A 16,282-nucleotide genomic window follows, 5' to 3' on the forward strand; every position below is an offset into this window, starting at 1 on the left:
TCATGGTTCATTGTCCGTTGTCAATGAATTTTCGTGGGGCTATATAGGGGAGTGGTGGAAACAATTTCTAAGTTTTGATTTACCCACAAAAGGGATATATCAGTAATTTGATTATTTTCATAGGTGACGATGGAATAGTTATGGGCTTTGATGCCTTGTTTTTCTTGGATGCGAGGGGTTGAGGCGGCATTGAGATAGATGGTATTATGTTGATCCCTATTAATAATAGTTCTTAATCTTGCTTTGGTGTGTCTTAGGCGATGGTGCATATGTCCAAAGGTAACTAGACTAATGGTTTTATCTAATTGACGGCTAAGGGCGATCGCCCCTTGAAAATCAGGATCGCCAAAATCACCCCCGATGGGATTCCAATCCTTACCACAAGTATCCTCAGGGTTAGCCCCCAACCCAAAAGGGCCATTATGTCCCACAAAAATCACATTAGATTGAGTCGTTTGTTTACATTGCTCAAAAATCCTTTGACTAGAATCATCAAAGCTAGACACCCCATAGCGTTGAGCATAAAAATCCTCACACTTCCACTTTGAACCACCCCAGCTAAAAGGACGACTTCCCACTACCGATAACCCCAAATGGGCAAAATCTAACCTACCATACCCCACATGACTACATCCCAGCAAATCTAACTGTTGTTGTACCCTATCTTCTTTGTTATGATCATAGGGAGATTTTTTCCTGCCCCACTTCGTAGCCGAATACCAAGCATCATGATTACCCAAAACCACCGCCTTAGGGATTTCTAACCTCGCCACGTGCCCCACCACCTCAAGGGATTCATTGCCAAAATCCCCCACCAATAACACCAAATCAACTTCCAAAAACTTTAGAATTTGATGATCTAAACTATTCCATTGATCATGAATATCTCCAATCACCGCAACTTTTATCTTTCTTTGCACCATTAAATTAAATCTATTTCTTATTTACCTTTCTTAATATTGTTACCTAAAATTAACAAAAGTTGCACCCTAATTCTCAGGATAATAAAAATGTCTGAATGTGATAATATATCTAAGTAATAAAAACAAATATATTAATATTTTTTTACTATGAATGAGAATCTTCCAGTAGTTTATATCTCTATTTTACTTGGAATTTTAAGCATTGTTGCTGTTCTTTTATTAAGACAAATTATCAAAACTAGAAAAGTAGAAAATCGTTTTTCCACCCTACAAAAAAAACTTACAAAAGAGAGGGGAACAGCGGAAGAATATTACGAATTAGCTAGTATTTATCTTGATAAAAAACTCTATGTTCAAGCAGTACAATTATTACAAAGAGCCTTAAAAGCATCCGATGACATTGAGGCAGAAAATAAAGCCTTAATTTATAATGCCCTTGGTTTCGCTCATTTTTCCCAAGAACAATATGATATTGCTATTCGTAACTATAAAGAAGCTATTAAATTATACCCCGAATATGCGATCGCCCTTAACAATTTAGGTAACGTATATGAGAAAAAGCAACTCACCGCCCAAGCATTGGAAGTTTATAAAGAAGTATTAACCATTGATGCTAAAAATTCCGTTGCTAAACGTAGGGTAGAATCCCTCGAAAAAAGATTTGTTACCTCATAATTTTGTTGAGCAATAAACATCTTTAAAAATTAGAACATTTTAACTAGATTTCGGGTTTATAGCCCGATTTTTTATAAGATTTTATATTAAGTTCGACCAATTAGTTATAAATAATATGAAATACTTAAATGTTTACGACAAATAAAACCTCTCAAATAAAATCCCAGCCTAATTAACCTCAATTTAGGTTAAAACCCTTGACCATTCCTTGTATAGATTTATGGGTGCTGAATCCATTTATTTCCAAACATAAAAGTTCAATTCATTGAACGAAAAATCCGTAGCCTTGTAATTCATTACAAGGCGGGAAATACTGAAGTTAATTATATTTATAGCAATCTTTTTTATATTTCATATTAAAATAGGATTTTGCAAAAAATTTTCCTTTTATATATCCTTTGAAGTATCAATAATGAAATAAGTTTCCAGTAAAATATGACCTAAATAATCTTCAGGAAAATATAACATACTCTACCTCTGCTAATATTCTATGACCAAAAATAGGACTTAATGATTTTGGGGTTAAAACATCTACTTTTCGCCCAAATAAATGTTCTAAAAAAAAGGCTAAATTTTTAAAATTTTTCAACTCAGGTTCAAATTCTACTAATAAATCAATATCACTATTTTCCGTCGCTTCTCCCCGTTGAAAAGAGCCAAATAAACCACATTTTTTAACTCCATAACTTTTGATGGTTTCTTTGTGTAGTTGTAATAGACTCAAAATATCTTTTTTACTATTAACTATAGTAGTCATTTTTTTACTTAATAATTATGTAAACTTATCAGATGGTGGGCCATGCCCACCCTAAAATATTTTTTGTAACTGAAGCCAAATATAATTAATCTATGGAAAAATTAATTTCTTTCTTATTAAAAGGTAAATCGTTATTAATAGCATCAATTTCCTGTTGTTGGGCAAAATTAATTTCATCAATATAATGTTTTAAAATACTGCTCATGCGTTGATTATAAAATCGGTGCATACTATAATTTGCCGTAGCAGGAAAACCCCGACGACGTTTATGGCTACCCCCCGCGCCCGGGTCATACATTTTTATCCCTTGACTAATAGCCCATTCTATGGGTTTATAATAACAACTCTCGAAGTGTAAGCAATCATATTCATCCAGACTACCCCAATAACGCCCATAAAGATTCTCTCCTTTACGGATACAAAAAGACATTCCCACGGGTTGATGTTCGTTACCTTCCTCAAAGGCTGCTACTACCATAAGACGATGGCTATAGGATGGGTATAGTTGTTCAAAAAATTTTTTGGTTAAATATTTACTACCCCAATAAAATTTGCTACAGGTGCTGTGATAAAACTGATAAATGTAGGGATAGAAATAATGGGGAATTTCTTCACCGACTAAATTTTTAGTGATTAATCCTGCTTTTTGAACTAATTTTCTTTCTCGTTTAATATTTTTACGTTGATTGGAATTAAATATTTTTAGATAATCATCAAAGGTGTTAAAATCTCGACTTCCCCATATATAACCATGGTGCATCCAAGCAGAGAAGCCGAATTGTGCAATCATTGATTTCCATTGAGGATCAACAAATAAAAAGTTACATCCTGACAATCTATTTTTAACACAAAAATGATCGATCGCACTTATCATTATTTCGGTGATTTCTTCTTCGTTTTCATCGGGGGCAACCAAAAAACGATAACCCACCGCAGGAGTAAAAGGAGTCATGCCGAGGAGTTTAGGATAATATTGTATCCCTAATCGGTAAGCTAAATCAGCCCATTGATGATCAAAAACAAATTCTCCATAACTATGCCCTTTTATATAAAGTGGCGCCCCTGCTATTAATTTTTTGTCGCGCCACAGGGTTAAATGACAAGGTTGCCAACCTGTTTGAGGTTTTACGCTACCAGAGGTTTCTAAGTTGTGTAACCATTCCCATTCCAAAAAGGGTGTTGCCAAGGGCATCGCCATTTCATCCCATGCTGATTGAGGAATTTCGGCCATTTGTTGATGCCAACGGATAGTGTAGGGGGAGGCGTTTTTTTTGTTAAAAATTTTATCCATCATAACCTTGACAATATATTTGAGTTACCTTGTTTTTTCTCGGTGTTTACAGAAAAAATTTGATTTAAGTCTTAACTGTTTATAATGACTTCTTATAGTGTAGTTGTTTCTTTGGAGTTGTTGAGAATAGAATATTGATTTATGATGGAAACAAAAAATATTATCTAATAATAGCTTTTTTAAAAATTATCTTGTTTAATTTAAATTATGAGTAGTTATGGAGGGAATATTTACTACTCTAAAAAATAATAATAATTAAGATATAATATTAGTTTTTAACTTTATTAAATGAACTAAACCAATATATATTATGTTACCTAAAAAATGGCTATGGAGATTAATTTTTTCCTTGAGTTTTTATTTTATTTATCCTACTGTACAAGTAAATAATTATTATCAATTTAGGGCGATCGCCTCTGAGGCTGAAAATCAAGATCCTGCTATCCTTTATGATGAAAATATGCGTAAGGGTTATCAAGCCACTGATAATCGTCAATATGATGAGGCTTTGAGCTACTTTCAAACTGCCCTCACATACCGCCCTAATGATGTTTATGCCCAACGAGCTATTAATAATGTAGAGGCTATGTCAGCGAATAATAGTAATAGGTGGGATATGGATAACCTTTTATTTCTATTAATTATATCCTTAGTTATTTTAGTAATTATTATTAGTATTACTTTAATTATTGTTGGTTTAAAAATATTGAGTAATAGTCAGAAAAAAACAAAAACTATATCCGATCGCCCCCTAGAACAAATATCATTAAATAATAATATTTTAGAAGATAATCAAGAGGATAATAACCAGTTAAACAAAGCAACATTAGCCAAAAGAATTAACCCTGAAGTAGAAAAACCCCTAGATAAAACCCAAGAATTAATTAAAGAATTAATAGAAGGAGACGCAAAAAATAGAAGTAAAGTAATTTGGAATTTAGCATCTCAGGCAGACTCAAGGGCGATCGCCCCTCTCCTTGATATAATGATAAAAAGTAATTCTCAAGAAAAGACTTTAATTCTCGAAGCCATATCTCAAATCGCTTTTAATAGTATCAAACCCATCAATCAGGCGCTAATATTATCATTACAAGATGACCATGGCACGGTGAGAAAAAACGCCCTGAGAGACGTTAGCAAAGTTTATGAACTAATCACCCAAGTTCAGCCTATCATAACTCAAACTGCTTATAACGATCCTGATCCTGAAGTAAGAGAAATCGCCCTTTCTATCCTTGAAAAAATAGCACACAATCCCAATCTATTTACCCTCGATAACCACAAAGACTACGCCCAGGAAATTGATGCTACCCTGATTCAAGATAATCCTACCCTTGATTCCCATTAAAGCCACCAATCATATTTTGAGTATCTTCCAATAGTCAATTATCCATTCTTGTCAGTATAGGCTTTAATCATTGCTTGAGTGCCTTCTAAATAAGCATCATCAAATTGGGCAACCTGATTAAATAATTGTTGGGCAAGATTAATACCTGGATAATTATCAGGATTTTCCATAACCTCTTTAACTAGCCGTAAATCTTTGAGGATATGTTTAATCATGAAGCCCGGTTGATAGTCTTGGTTAATAATTTTTGGTGCGAGGTTGGTTAATGCCCAAGAACCTGCGGCGCCAGTGCTACAAACATCTACAATAAGATTAGGATCAATTTTTTGTGTTTTAGCTAGTTGTAGGGCTTCACAAAGGGCTACCATGTGGAGAGATGCTAATACTTGATTACATAATTTTACCGCCTGTCCGCTGCCTACTTCCCCACAGTAGGTTATATTTTTGCCTACCATCTCAAGGTAGGGTTTTATTTCTTCAAAGTCTTGTTTGTCTCCCCCCACCATGATGGTTAGTGTACCATTTTTTGCTCCTATGTCTCCTCCTGATACGGGGGCATCCATAAAACGAATTTGGTGAGATTTTAGTTTAAGGGCGATCGCCCTTGCTCCCTGAGAACCGATGGTGCTAAAATCAACAATGATACTATGGGGAGGGGCGTACTTAACGATACCATCATCACCGAAGATTACTTCTTCCACATCAGGAATATCCCCAAGACAAGTAAAAATAATGGAGGCAGATTTTACCGCCTCCCGAATTGAGTTGACTATGGTAGCCCCTGATTTGGTTACATTTTCTAGCCAGGGGCGATCGTTCGTGCGATTCCATGCTTTGATAGATAGATTATGATGGGCAAGATTGACTGTCATGGGCGCACCCATAACCCCCAAACCAAGGAAAGCAACCTGATTGTTAACCATCTTAACCATTCTCCCACTGACGTTTTTCCACCTCGATTTTATCAGTTGATGGTGAAATCCGCCAAAGACTCCACTAAAGTCTGAAATTGGAAAGGGTTGAGACGATAATAAATCCAGCGCCCCTCTTGTCTTGTCTGTAATAATCCAGATTCCCTCAAAACCCGAAGATGAAAGGATAGCTTTGGCTGGGCAATTTTTAAAGCAAGGCAAATATCCCCCACACACATCTCTTTTTCTAGTAATAAATTTATCACATTGAGTCTAATGGGATCTGACAAGGCACGGAAACAACTTAACATACCACTCAAATTTGAGTTTGGCATTGATGACATTCTAAATTATATAAAATAGGAGTAAATATGTGGAATAATTTATTTGTTATTCACTTACTAATATAATAAATATTGTTCCCTTTTTTTATAAAGATGTGATAAAGATTTTATAAAGATAACTTTAAATTTATTTTTTTTATATACCATCAAGAATATATAAAAATCAACACATATTTATTCTAGCTAATTCAATACGATAAACGATAATAAATAACTCAAAATTAATATAAAAACATCTTATGGGAGTAATGTATAAAAAAGTACAAATTTTTTTTACTCTAATTAATAAAATTAATCAATATATTATGGTCAGATAAAACTAATTTTGCTTAACAAAAAATAAAACTAATAATTACAAAAAGATAATAAAAGTTAATAAAAGTTTTCTTAAAAAAATATAAAGTAATTAACTGCTCAAGCTAAATTATTTTTAATACATAATCCATTAATAAATTACACTTAATGTTCATATCAACCAAATAAGGTGCGCTTGATTCAATGTGTAACCTCATTTTCATCAAAATATTACAGATACTACATACCCTTAAAAGGATATATAAAACACAGCTTTAACTTAAATTTGGGATAAAATTTATGGTTTTTTAAAGATGTAAACAATTAACAATGGGTAATTAAACTATTATCATTCTTACTCCCCATCATCCATCTTAACACTTGCAACTAGGAGAGACGTAGTATGCTACATCCCTACCATACTGAAAAATCCCCCATAGAAGTTATTTTTAAGCGATAATTACCTCGTCAGCAAAACTACATGGAGTCAAAATGCCCCAAAAGTTTTTACTTAAAATGTGAATTAATCATCTTCTAACTCTAATTTCCACTCTCCACTAACAAAAGACTTTACCTCCTTAACAAACTCATCTTGATTAATGATAGGCTTGGTAATATAACCATCCGCACCACTAAGATTTAAAAAATTTTCCCTATCCCCTTCCATAGCGTGGGCAGTAATTAAGACTACAGGAATATCATGGGTTATAGGATTTGCCTTTAAAAGTTGAGTAATTCTAATGCCATCTACCGGCTCACCGTTATAATAACTGTTAGATAAAGAAACATCCATCAAAACAACCTTGGTAACCCCAGAATTTGCTACCCTCAATACTTCATCAACATTTTCTGTGCCAATCACATTCAACCCTCCTCTTTTGGTGAGGATTTTGGAAAAAACTTTTAAATTAATGGGGTCATCTTCTACTATTAAAACTGTACTCATCGAGTAGCACCCAAATAAACTTTTTCGTTATGCTTAACGGATTTAAAAAAATCTACCATCGGGCGAGGATAGTTTACCCCTAATTGTACCTTAAATTGTCTCTGTTCTTCCTTTGATAGTTTCCAAGGTTCGTGAATTTTTTCCCCTTTGATAGAAGCTATTTCTGGCAACCAATGGCATAGATAGCCTCCTTGATAGTCATAATCTTTAGATTGTTTGGGAATATTGAAGTAACGAAATCCACGGGCATCATTACCCACCCCTGCGGTGTAATTCCAATTACCCCAGTTACTACATACGTCATAATCAATTAATAAAGATTCAAACCATTCGGCGCCCATTTGCCAATTTATACCGAGATTTTTGGTTAGGAAACTGGCGACATTTTGCCTACCTCGATTAGACATAAAACCAGTGGCATTTAATTCTCTCATGTTGGCATCTACGAGGGGATAGCCTGTTTTGCCCTCACACCATAACTCGAATAAGTTTTGGTTTTCTTGCCAAGGTATCTGAATATTTTGTAATCCTGATGTATGAAATACTTTATTACCATATTTGAGGCAGGTAAAGCGGAAAAAGTCGCGCCATAATAGTTCAAAGATTAGCCAATAGGTGGAGTCGTTTTTTACTCTTTCTTGTTCATATTTTTCGATTTCGGTATAGATGAGACGGGGAGAAAGGCAACCTTGGGCTAACCATGGGGAAAATTTGGAGGAGTAGTCACCCCCTAGCATACCGTTACGGGTTTTTTTATAGTTACTGATATTGTCTGTTTCCCATAAATAATACTGTAGTCTTTTGAGGGCTTCGGTTTCTCCACCGATAAAGGTTAATACGCCCCTATCATCTTTGGTAAATTCTTCTAAGCCTAAGTCGGCAAGGGTGGGAATTTTGCCAATGTCGATATTTTGGGGTAGAGGAGGGAGGGATGAGGGGGTTTTGAAGGTGTTATATACTTCGGCTTTTTTTTCTACTTGTTTTCTGAAGTTGGTAAAAAGATCTGGTAATTCTTCTATACTGAAGGGTAAGTCATCGGGGAAATAGAGGGTACTTTGCCAGAAGGTTTTTGTTTTGACTTGTTTTTTATCTAAAATTTTGGTTAGTTTTTTTTCCATCGCTCTTTCTTCGGCGGTGGTTTCTTCGGAAAAATAAACTTCAGTGATTTGATATTTTTCAACAATTTTAGAAATTTCGTCTTCAGTTTTTCCTTTTTTTACTACTAAGTTACTACCTATTTTTTGTAAGGAATTTTGTAAATCTGCAACACTTTCAATGATAAATTTAGCTCGATATTTTCCTGTTTTTGGAAACCCGAATGATGTTTGTGCATAGGTGCGATAGTCAAAACAATAAAAGGGGATTATATGATGAGGCTCTGTTGATAAGGCTCTGTATATACACTCTTGGTCATGTAATCTCAAGTCATTACGAAACCAAATTAAAATATTATTCATAAGTAATAGAATATGATTACAATTAAAATATATTAATTAATTATACACACTTTTACTATCTTTAAGGTATTAGCAAAACAAATATGTAAGCCAATATATAGCTTTATATAAATAAAATAATATTTGTTGTAAAACAGAAATAAAATATAAAATAATAAAAATAATTAAACCTATTTTCATTATCAATTATCAATTATTCATTGTCAATTGTTAACACACCCTGTAGAATACATTAAGCAAAAATTGATTATAAAAATTCATAAATTAACAAAGTAATGGAGCATAAAGGCGTAACAGTTTGGTTTACAGGGCTTAGTGGGGCGGGAAAAACCACCATTAGTCAAGTAGTAGCACAAAAACTTAAGGATGCAGGTTATAAATTAGAAATTCTTGACGGTGATATTGTACGTACTAATTTAACCAAAGGGTTAGGTTTTAGTAAAGAAGATAGAGACGAAAATATTCGTCGTATCGGTTTTGTTTCTAACCTGTTAACCCGTAATGGTGTGATCGTTATTGTATCAGCTATTTCTCCTTATCGTGAAGTCAGAGACGAAGTTAGAGGAAAAATTGGTAATTTTGTAGAAGTATTTGTAAATGCTCCTTTGGCTACCTGCGAGGAAAGAGATGTAAAGGGTTTATATAAAAAGGCTAGATCTGGGGAAATTAAAATGTTTACGGGTATCAGTGATCCTTATGAACCTCCTTTAAGTCCTGAAATAGAGTGTAGAACAGATTTAGAGGAATTGGATGAAAGTGTTAACAAAGTTTTACAAGGGTTAAAGGATTTAGGTTATTTAGCTAGTTAAACCGTAAGGGGTTGGTTTTTATCAACCCCCATTTTCAACAATTTAGACGATAACTAAAAAAATGTGAGCTAAAATTGTGTGGAACTAACTAAGTAACGACGGATATAATAATCATTATGCCTGGTATTTTTGGCTTTACTCGAGGAGATGATTTGTATGGTAGTAGTGTTGAAACACTAGAAAGAATGCAGGATATTCTTTTTCACCAATCATTTTATGAGAAAGATAGTTTATTTGTTGATGAAAATATTGCTGCTAGTCGTTGTGATTTGAATGTTTTACAAAAACAGCCTCAGCCATATCACCAAAATGGTATTTTTATTTGGTTTTCTGGGGAGTTTTATAATCAAAAGGAGTTACTTAATTGTTTATTAGATAAACAATTTAATAATGATTTAGAATTGTTGTACAATTTATATTGTACCAATAAAAGTCTTTCTTTTTTAAAAGATATAGATGGACTTTATTCGGCAGTTATTTACGATACAGTCACCAATAAATTACATTTAATTTCTGATCGATATGGTTGGAAACACTTATATTGGACAACATACAAAGAATCTTTAGTTTGGGGTTGCGAAGCGAAAGTAATATTAGAGTTGCCGAATTTCACACCAGAAATTGATTCTTTGGCGGTGGAAGAATTTTTATCACTTAGACATTTTATCGGGAATCGTACTTGGTTTAAAGATGTCCAACTTCTGAGCGCTTCTACTATTTTAACCTATGATTTAGACACAAAATCAATTAGTCAAAGGCGATATTGGTGGTGGAATCAAATTAAACCGCTATCGGGAAAAATTAATGAGAAAGAAATCGCACAAGAGTTAGGTAGATTATTTATTAACTGTGTTGAAAGACAAAGCGAAAACGGAAAAGTAGGATTAACTTTGAGTGGGGGTTTAGATTCACGTTTTATTTTAGCTTCTATGCCCAATAATCCTGATTCTATTCATGCTGTTAGTTTTATGGGAGAAGATGAAATTAAAATCGCCGCTCAGGTAGCAAAGGTTAAGGGCGCTGATTTTCATCCTTTAGTAACAAATAGAGAAAACCATCTTGTGGATTTTTGTCAGGCTGTATGGTGGGCGGATGGAGAGTGTAGTTTGAAACAGCAGTTTATTTATCCTTTTCAAAGTATTAGAAATAATAGTTGGTTTGATATTAATTTGCATGGGATGGCTGGGGGAGGTGTGGTTGGTGGTAGTTTATTATTTGACTCAGATAAATTCATTGATAATTACGTAATCAAAAAACTTAAAATTTCTCCCAATAATCAATCTTTAATTGAAAGTTTGACAAGTGCTTTTCAAGTCAATGATTATGATTCTCATATCTTCTGTATGGATAATAGAGTTAGATGTTTTGGAATCAGAATGGCAAAGTTAAATCGATTTTTGGGGGTTGAAAATAGATTTCCATTTGCTAATAATAAATTTCAAGAGTTACTTTATTCTGTTCCTAATGAGTTAAAAGTTAATAATCAATTGTATGCAAAAATACTTTTGATGTATTTTCCTAAATTTTATAAATCAATTCCCTGGCAGAGTACAGGTGAACCGATTGGATCACCTTCTATAATGAAATTATTTTTGAAAAAAACTAGAAATTTTGAATATAAACTTAATAGAAAATTGAATAAATTTACAAACTTAGAAATTAATTTAGTTAATAAAAACAAAAAAAAATCTACAAAAAATCAAAAAATAAATTCTTCGGATTTAATTAGTCAAGAGCCTGTTTTTTCTTTATTTAACGAGATTATTAATGATCCTAATCCTATGTATTGTAATTATGTCAAGGATTATAATTTAAAACATTTATGGAAAGAACATTTAGAGGGGAAAAATAGATGGGAAATAATCTCTCGATTATTAACTTTGGAAATTTGGTTACAGCAAGTTTTTAATAATAAATATAAAAGTTAGTTTTTATATATTTTTCATTTAAATTTAGTTTGATGTAATATCTTAATGAATGTTGATTATGGTTTTTATGAACATTGACAATTTAAATCCTTGGTTGTTGGGTATTATTGTTAATACAGTGTTAATCTCTTTGGCTTTTATCTTGCCTAAAAAACTTTTAACGGTTTCGGGTTATCTCAATGCTTGGTTGTTGGGGGTAATTGTTTGGGGTTGTTTGAGTTGGCAGGGTTATTTAGTAGTTTTGTTTTACTTTTTTGTGGGTTCTAGTGTAACTCGTATTGGTATGGAGGAAAAGCAAGAACAAGGCATTGCGGAAAAAAGGGATGGGGTGAGGGGGCCTGAAAATGTATGGGGTAGTGCTTTGATTGCGACTATCTGCGCCCTTGGTTATTTTTTTGTTTCTCCTATGTGGCAACCTTTAATGGTTTTGGGATATGTGGCGAGTTTTGCTACTAAGTTATCGGATACTTGTGCGTCAGAAGTGGGAAAGGCTTACGGTAAAAGGACTTTTTTGATTACGACTTTTAAGCCTGTGCCGAGGGGTACGGAGGGCGCTGTTAGTCTTGAGGGTACTTTGGCGGGAGTTGTAGCTAGTGTTATTATTGCTTTTCTTGCCTATGTTTTGGGTTTAATGGGTATGGGGGGAATTGTGATTTGTGTGGTGTCGGCTTTTGTGGCGACTAATTTTGAAAGTTTTGTGGGGGCGACTTTTCAGGAAAATTTTGAGTGCTTAACTAATGAGGTGGTTAATATCATTAATACGTTTGTGGGGGCTATGAGTGCGATCGCCCTTAGCTATTATTTCATTCATTAACTTAAGTTCAGGATAACATTGGGGTTGGCAGGGAATGGGCAATAAGCAATAGCCGTGATATTTTTGATTAGTTAGTCGTAATTCATCATGAATCATTCATATAGAATTAAGGTAAATATTATCTATATTTGCTGACCATATGAGTGCTATCACTAAAACGAACACCTATTACGATGTACCCGAACAGGAAGTCGGTGCAATTTTTGCCACAGATTTACAACAGGGTTTAACCCCAGAAGAAGTGGCTAACCGCTACGAAAAGTACGGATATAATGAACTAGAGGCCAAAGCAGGTAAACCCCCATGGCTCAAATTTTTACTACAGTTCAATCAACCTTTACTATATATTCTGATCATTGCAGGAACTATCAAAGCATTTTTAGGCTCTTGGACAAATGCTTGGGTAATTTGGGGTGTAACCTTAATTAATGCCATCATTGGCTATGTGCAAGAAGCCAAAGCAGAAGGCGCCATTAACTCTCTATCTAAATCCGTCACCACAGAAGCCACGGTATTTAGGGAAGGACAAAAAATCCGCTTACCTTCAAAGGATTTAGTACCGGGGGATGTAGTACAGTTGATGTCGGGGGATAAAGTTCCCGCTGATTTGAGATTGTTTGAAATTCGTAATTTACAGGTAGATGAGTCAGCCCTGACGGGGGAATCTGTACCTGTGCAAAAAGCCTTGGCAATATTGCCATCGGATACCCCTTTAGCGGATCGTAAAAATATGGCCTATGCGGGAACTTTTGTTACCTTTGGACAGGCCATGGGTTTAGTGGTGGCAACGGCAAAGGATACAGAGGTAGGCAAAATCTCCCAATCCATGGAAAAAAGTGTTAATTTGATGACCCCTTTAACTCGCAAGTTTGCGGAATTTAGTCATACTCTTTTATATATCATTCTAGCTCTGGCTAGTTTTACTTTTTTTGTGGGCATTGGACGGGGACGCAGTTTTGCAGATATGTTTGAAGCGGCGGTGGCTTTGGCGGTAAGTGCTATCCCTGAAGGTTTACCGGCTGTGGTAACCATTACTTTAGCTATCGGGGTTAATCGTATGGCGGCCAGAAATGCGATCGTCAGAAAATTACCCGCGGTGGAAACGTTGGGAGGAGCAACGGTTATTTGTTCGGATAAAACTGGTACATTGACGGAAAATCAGATGACTGTCCAACAAATATATACAGGAGACAAAATCTACCATGTCACGGGGGGGGGTTATAGTTCTAAAGGAGACATCTTAGAAGGAGATGGGGTTGTGGAAGATTTACCCTTTAGTCTTCAAGAATGTTTGCTCGGTGGATTACTTTGTAATGATTCCCGTTTAGAGCGCAAGGGAAACTATAAAATTGTGATTGGAGATCCCACGGAAGGGGCTTTAATTACCGTGGCTTCTAAGGCTGGTTATAGTCAATCCCATTTTAATACTACTTTTCCTCGTCTTGATTCGATTCCTTTTGAGTCGGATTATCAATATATGGCGACGCTCCATGATACTAGCGAATATCATCCTGAAACCCCGAGAGTTATCTATGTAAAGGGTTCGGTGGAGAAGATGTTGGAGCGTTGTAAGCAAGGTTATGATGTCCAAGAAAATATTATTCCATTAGATCCCACGGCTATTCTTGCACAGGTGGAAGCTATGGCATCGGAGGGTTTGAGGGTGTTGGCTTTTGCCCGTAAGGTGGCACCGGATCATCAACATTCCATTGATCATGATGATTTGGAACAGGATTTAGTTTTCCTTGGTTTGCAGGGTATGATTGATCCTCCCCGAGCAGAGGCGATCGCCGCTGTCCACGCTTGTCAGAATGCGGGAATACAGGTAAAAATGATTACGGGGGATCATATTTCTACTGCCAGTGCGATCGCCCGTCGTCTGGGTATCAACAAAAATGGTAATTTACTCAGTTTTGAAGGGAAACAAATCGCCAAAATGGAACCCCACGAACAAGAAGAGGCGGTGATTAATGGTTCTGTGTTTGCGAGGGTTGCCCCAGAACAAAAATTACAACTGGTGGAAATCTTGCAATCTCAGGGGGATGTAGTGGCCATGACGGGGGATGGAGTTAACGATGCCCCCGCCCTCAAACAAGCTCAAATAGGCATTGCCATGGGTAAGGCAGGGACAGATGTGGCAAGGGAATCGGCGGATATGCTCTTGACGGATGATAATTTTGCCTCCATCGAAGCGGCGGTGGAGGAGGGGCGCACGGTTTACCAAAACTTGAAAAAAGCCATTTCTTTTCTTCTTCCTGTCAATGGGGGGGAATCCATGACTATCCTGATTAGCGCCTTGTTAGCTCGGGATTTACCGATCCTGTCTTTACAAGTATTGTGGCTCAATATGATTAATTCTGTGACCATGACAGTACCCCTCGCCTTTGAACCAAAATCGGCTAACACCATGAAACGTCCCCCTAGAAACCCCAATGAGGGCTTACTTTCGGGTAATCTTTTAAAACGGGTTTTGGCTATTTCTGCTTTTAACTGGATTTTGATTTTTGGAATGTTTGAGTGGGCGCTAGATTATTATCGTGATTTTGACAATACTTTGGCGATCGCCCGTACCATGGCTATTCAAGCCCTTGTGTTAGCACGGATTATTTATCTTATCAGTGTCAGTGAACTAGGAAACTCCCTTATGGCTAAATTGAAAGGAAAAAGCATTTCTCTGGGTAACGTCTCGGCTATCTCCTACGGTATCCTGGGGGCGATCGTTTTACAAATTGTCTTTAGTCAAGTTCCCTTCATGAATACTCTATTTCGCACTGCACCCCTTGACTTGAATCAATGGTTAATCTGTCTTATACCCCTTGTGCCAATGATTCCCATGGCTTTATTAGTGAATAAATTTTTTCCGCCCATTTCTCATCAATAGAAATATATAGATAAAGGGCGTTGTTTTATAATTATCTCAGCGCACCTTACTTAAAAAATCTAGAGGATTACTCATGTTTTCTGCAAATCCCAAGATTCCTTGATCTCGATGTTCATAGATTATATTGCCCTGATTATCAAATAAAAATGTTGCTCCCCTTTGCGTAATATAACGATCATCGGGTACATAGGTTCGCCAATTATTTAACACTTCCACCATGTTTTTTAGTCTGAGGGTGGCTAATTCAAAGGGGCGTTGATAGCTTTTTCCTGCTTTATTAAAAAATTCTCCTTTAATTGTTGGTAACGGTTTTATTTTGATTTCCTCTTCATTTTTAAATAATGGGGGTGAAGTGCGATCGCCCTTATAACCCCGAAAAACCTCCTTCAGAGTACCTTTACTGCCAATTCCTGCACACATTAGCAAAAGATTTAACCAAGCATTTTGAGTCTGAGAAAAGAAAGGTAAGCCCCAATTTAAACCCTGATATAAACCCAACTGTCGATGAATTTCGGCAGTGGTATCAATAAATAAACATTCTTCAGGAAATCCAGTATATTGACAAAACTTTTTCCCTGATGCAAGGTTTCCAATGGCGATCGCCCTTACAGCAATGTTATTATTTTCCATAAAATCCCACTTCCTTTGTAACCACCAAGCATATTCCAAAGTATCAAAATCACCGAGTTGAGGTAATACTATCATTAAAGTGCGATTGGCATTTTCACAACCAGACAACACCGAAATCATCTCGCCATCACTTACCCTTTGTCGTTGAGTTTCTTGGAATAGAGTGTAGGGGGCAAACTGCCCTAAAGTTGCAGAATTAGTCATGGGGGAATTATTGATAATTGAGAATGGATAATTGATAATTAAATTTTATCTAATTTTTCCGCCGATTTTG

General features: G+C 35.5%; 14 protein-coding genes. 6 read left to right on the plus strand and 8 right to left on the minus strand.

The features are described from left to right. Positions 1 to 20: 20 nt before the first annotated feature. Positions 21 to 923 carry a TIGR04168 family protein gene (locus tag IQ215_RS08050; protein ID WP_193800804.1) on the minus strand — a complete coding sequence of 301 codons (903 nt, stop codon included), beginning with the start codon at positions 921 to 923 and terminating at the stop codon, positions 21 to 23. Positions 924 to 1,070: 147 nt separating this feature from the next. Between IQ215_RS08050 and IQ215_RS08055 the strand changes: the two genes are divergently transcribed. After that, a complete protein-coding gene (locus IQ215_RS08055) occupies positions 1,071 to 1,598 on the plus strand; it encodes a tetratricopeptide repeat protein (protein ID WP_193800805.1) in 528 nt (175 codons plus the stop codon). A 451-nt stretch (positions 1,599 to 2,049) separates the two neighbouring features. Here the strand turns inward: IQ215_RS08055 and IQ215_RS08060 are convergent, their stop codons facing one another. Both IQ215_RS08060 and IQ215_RS08065 read right to left on the minus strand, forming a co-directional pair. Next, positions 2,050 to 2,355 carry a nucleotidyltransferase family protein gene (locus tag IQ215_RS08060; RefSeq protein ID WP_193800806.1) on the minus strand — a complete coding sequence of 102 codons (306 nt, stop codon included), beginning with the start codon at positions 2,353 to 2,355 and terminating at the stop codon, positions 2,050 to 2,052. 85 nt (positions 2,356 to 2,440) lie between these two features. Further along, positions 2,441 to 3,649: a GNAT family N-acetyltransferase gene (locus tag IQ215_RS08065; protein ID WP_193800807.1), complete on the minus strand. Its 1,209-nt coding sequence runs from the start codon at positions 3,647 to 3,649 to the stop codon at positions 2,441 to 2,443. 307 nt (positions 3,650 to 3,956) lie between these two features. Between IQ215_RS08065 and IQ215_RS08070 the strand changes: the two genes are divergently transcribed. Continuing rightward, entirely contained in the window at positions 3,957 to 4,994 is a 1,038-nt protein-coding gene (locus IQ215_RS08070; protein WP_193800808.1) for a HEAT repeat domain-containing protein, read from the plus strand. 38 nt (positions 4,995 to 5,032) lie between these two features. On the opposite strand, the gene IQ215_RS08075 is transcribed toward IQ215_RS08070, so the two are convergent. The 4 genes from IQ215_RS08075 to IQ215_RS08090 form a co-directional block, all read right to left on the minus strand. Next, on the minus strand, positions 5,033 to 5,917 hold the full coding sequence (locus IQ215_RS08075; protein WP_193800809.1) for an NAD(P)-dependent oxidoreductase: 885 nt from the start codon (positions 5,915 to 5,917) through the stop codon (positions 5,033 to 5,035). Between the two features lie 41 nt (positions 5,918 to 5,958). Continuing rightward, a complete protein-coding gene (locus IQ215_RS08080; protein ID WP_193800810.1) occupies positions 5,959 to 6,240 on the minus strand; it encodes an ArsR/SmtB family transcription factor in 282 nt (93 codons plus the stop codon). Positions 6,241 to 7,066: 826 nt separating this feature from the next. After that, positions 7,067 to 7,489 (minus strand): response regulator, encoded by a 423-nt coding sequence (locus IQ215_RS08085; protein WP_193800811.1) that lies wholly within the window; start codon positions 7,487 to 7,489, stop codon positions 7,067 to 7,069. Next, on the minus strand, positions 7,486 to 8,946 hold the full coding sequence (locus tag IQ215_RS08090) for a DASH family cryptochrome (protein ID WP_193800812.1): 1,461 nt from the start codon (positions 8,944 to 8,946) through the stop codon (positions 7,486 to 7,488). Before IQ215_RS08090 ends, IQ215_RS08085 begins: the two co-directional genes overlap by 4 nt. Positions 8,947 to 9,221: 275 nt before the next feature. Between IQ215_RS08090 and cysC the strand changes: the two genes are divergently transcribed. The 4 genes from cysC to IQ215_RS08110 all read left to right on the plus strand — a co-directional run bounded on the left by cysC (position 9,222) and on the right by IQ215_RS08110 (position 15,378). Next, complete coding sequence (cysC, locus tag IQ215_RS08095) at positions 9,222 to 9,755, plus strand: adenylyl-sulfate kinase (RefSeq protein ID WP_193800813.1); 534 nt, start codon at positions 9,222 to 9,224, stop codon at positions 9,753 to 9,755. 116 nt (positions 9,756 to 9,871) lie between these two features. After that, positions 9,872 to 11,683: an asparagine synthase-related protein gene (locus IQ215_RS08100; RefSeq protein WP_193800814.1), complete on the plus strand. Its 1,812-nt coding sequence runs from the start codon at positions 9,872 to 9,874 to the stop codon at positions 11,681 to 11,683. A 67-nt stretch (positions 11,684 to 11,750) separates the two neighbouring features. Next, the gene (locus IQ215_RS08105; RefSeq protein ID WP_193800815.1) at positions 11,751 to 12,497 is read left to right on the plus strand and encodes a TIGR00297 family protein; all 747 of its coding nucleotides are present in this window, start codon (positions 11,751 to 11,753) and stop codon (positions 12,495 to 12,497) included. A gap of 139 nt (positions 12,498 to 12,636) precedes the next feature. Then, positions 12,637 to 15,378 carry a cation-transporting P-type ATPase gene (locus tag IQ215_RS08110; protein ID WP_193800816.1) on the plus strand — a complete coding sequence of 914 codons (2,742 nt, stop codon included), beginning with the start codon at positions 12,637 to 12,639 and terminating at the stop codon, positions 15,376 to 15,378. A gap of 36 nt (positions 15,379 to 15,414) precedes the next feature. On the opposite strand, the gene IQ215_RS08115 is transcribed toward IQ215_RS08110, so the two are convergent. Beyond that, positions 15,415 to 16,212 carry a peroxiredoxin-like family protein gene (locus IQ215_RS08115; RefSeq protein WP_193800817.1) on the minus strand — a complete coding sequence of 266 codons (798 nt, stop codon included), beginning with the start codon at positions 16,210 to 16,212 and terminating at the stop codon, positions 15,415 to 15,417. Positions 16,213 to 16,282 lie beyond the last annotated feature (70 nt).

It is taken from the genome of Cyanobacterium stanieri LEGE 03274 (genome assembly GCF_015207825.1).
In the GTDB taxonomy this organism is placed as follows: Bacteria; Cyanobacteriota; Cyanobacteriia; order Cyanobacteriales; family Cyanobacteriaceae; genus Cyanobacterium; species Cyanobacterium stanieri_B.

Coding starts and splice junctions, on each gene's coding strand:
- IQ215_RS08050 (WP_193800804.1), bottom strand. CDS start 923: ATGGTGCAAAGAAAGATAAAAGTTGCGGTGATTGGAGATATTCATGAT.
- IQ215_RS08055 (WP_193800805.1), top strand. CDS start 1,071: ATGAATGAGAATCTTCCAGTAGTTTATATCTCTATTTTACTTGGAATT.
- IQ215_RS08060 (WP_193800806.1), bottom strand. CDS start 2,355: ATGACTACTATAGTTAATAGTAAAAAAGATATTTTGAGTCTATTACAA.
- IQ215_RS08065 (WP_193800807.1), bottom strand. CDS start 3,649: ATGATGGATAAAATTTTTAACAAAAAAAACGCCTCCCCCTACACTATC.
- IQ215_RS08070 (WP_193800808.1), top strand. CDS start 3,957: ATGTTACCTAAAAAATGGCTATGGAGATTAATTTTTTCCTTGAGTTTT.
- IQ215_RS08075 (WP_193800809.1), bottom strand. CDS start 5,917: ATGGTTAACAATCAGGTTGCTTTCCTTGGTTTGGGGGTTATGGGTGCG.
- IQ215_RS08080 (WP_193800810.1), bottom strand. CDS start 6,240: ATGCCAAACTCAAATTTGAGTGGTATGTTAAGTTGTTTCCGTGCCTTG.
- IQ215_RS08085 (WP_193800811.1), bottom strand. CDS start 7,489: ATGAGTACAGTTTTAATAGTAGAAGATGACCCCATTAATTTAAAAGTT.
- IQ215_RS08090 (WP_193800812.1), bottom strand. CDS start 8,946: ATGAATAATATTTTAATTTGGTTTCGTAATGACTTGAGATTACATGAC.
- cysC (WP_193800813.1), top strand. CDS start 9,222: ATGGAGCATAAAGGCGTAACAGTTTGGTTTACAGGGCTTAGTGGGGCG.
- IQ215_RS08100 (WP_193800814.1), top strand. CDS start 9,872: ATGCCTGGTATTTTTGGCTTTACTCGAGGAGATGATTTGTATGGTAGT.
- IQ215_RS08105 (WP_193800815.1), top strand. CDS start 11,751: ATGAACATTGACAATTTAAATCCTTGGTTGTTGGGTATTATTGTTAAT.
- IQ215_RS08110 (WP_193800816.1), top strand. CDS start 12,637: ATGAGTGCTATCACTAAAACGAACACCTATTACGATGTACCCGAACAG.
- IQ215_RS08115 (WP_193800817.1), bottom strand. CDS start 16,212: ATGACTAATTCTGCAACTTTAGGGCAGTTTGCCCCCTACACTCTATTC.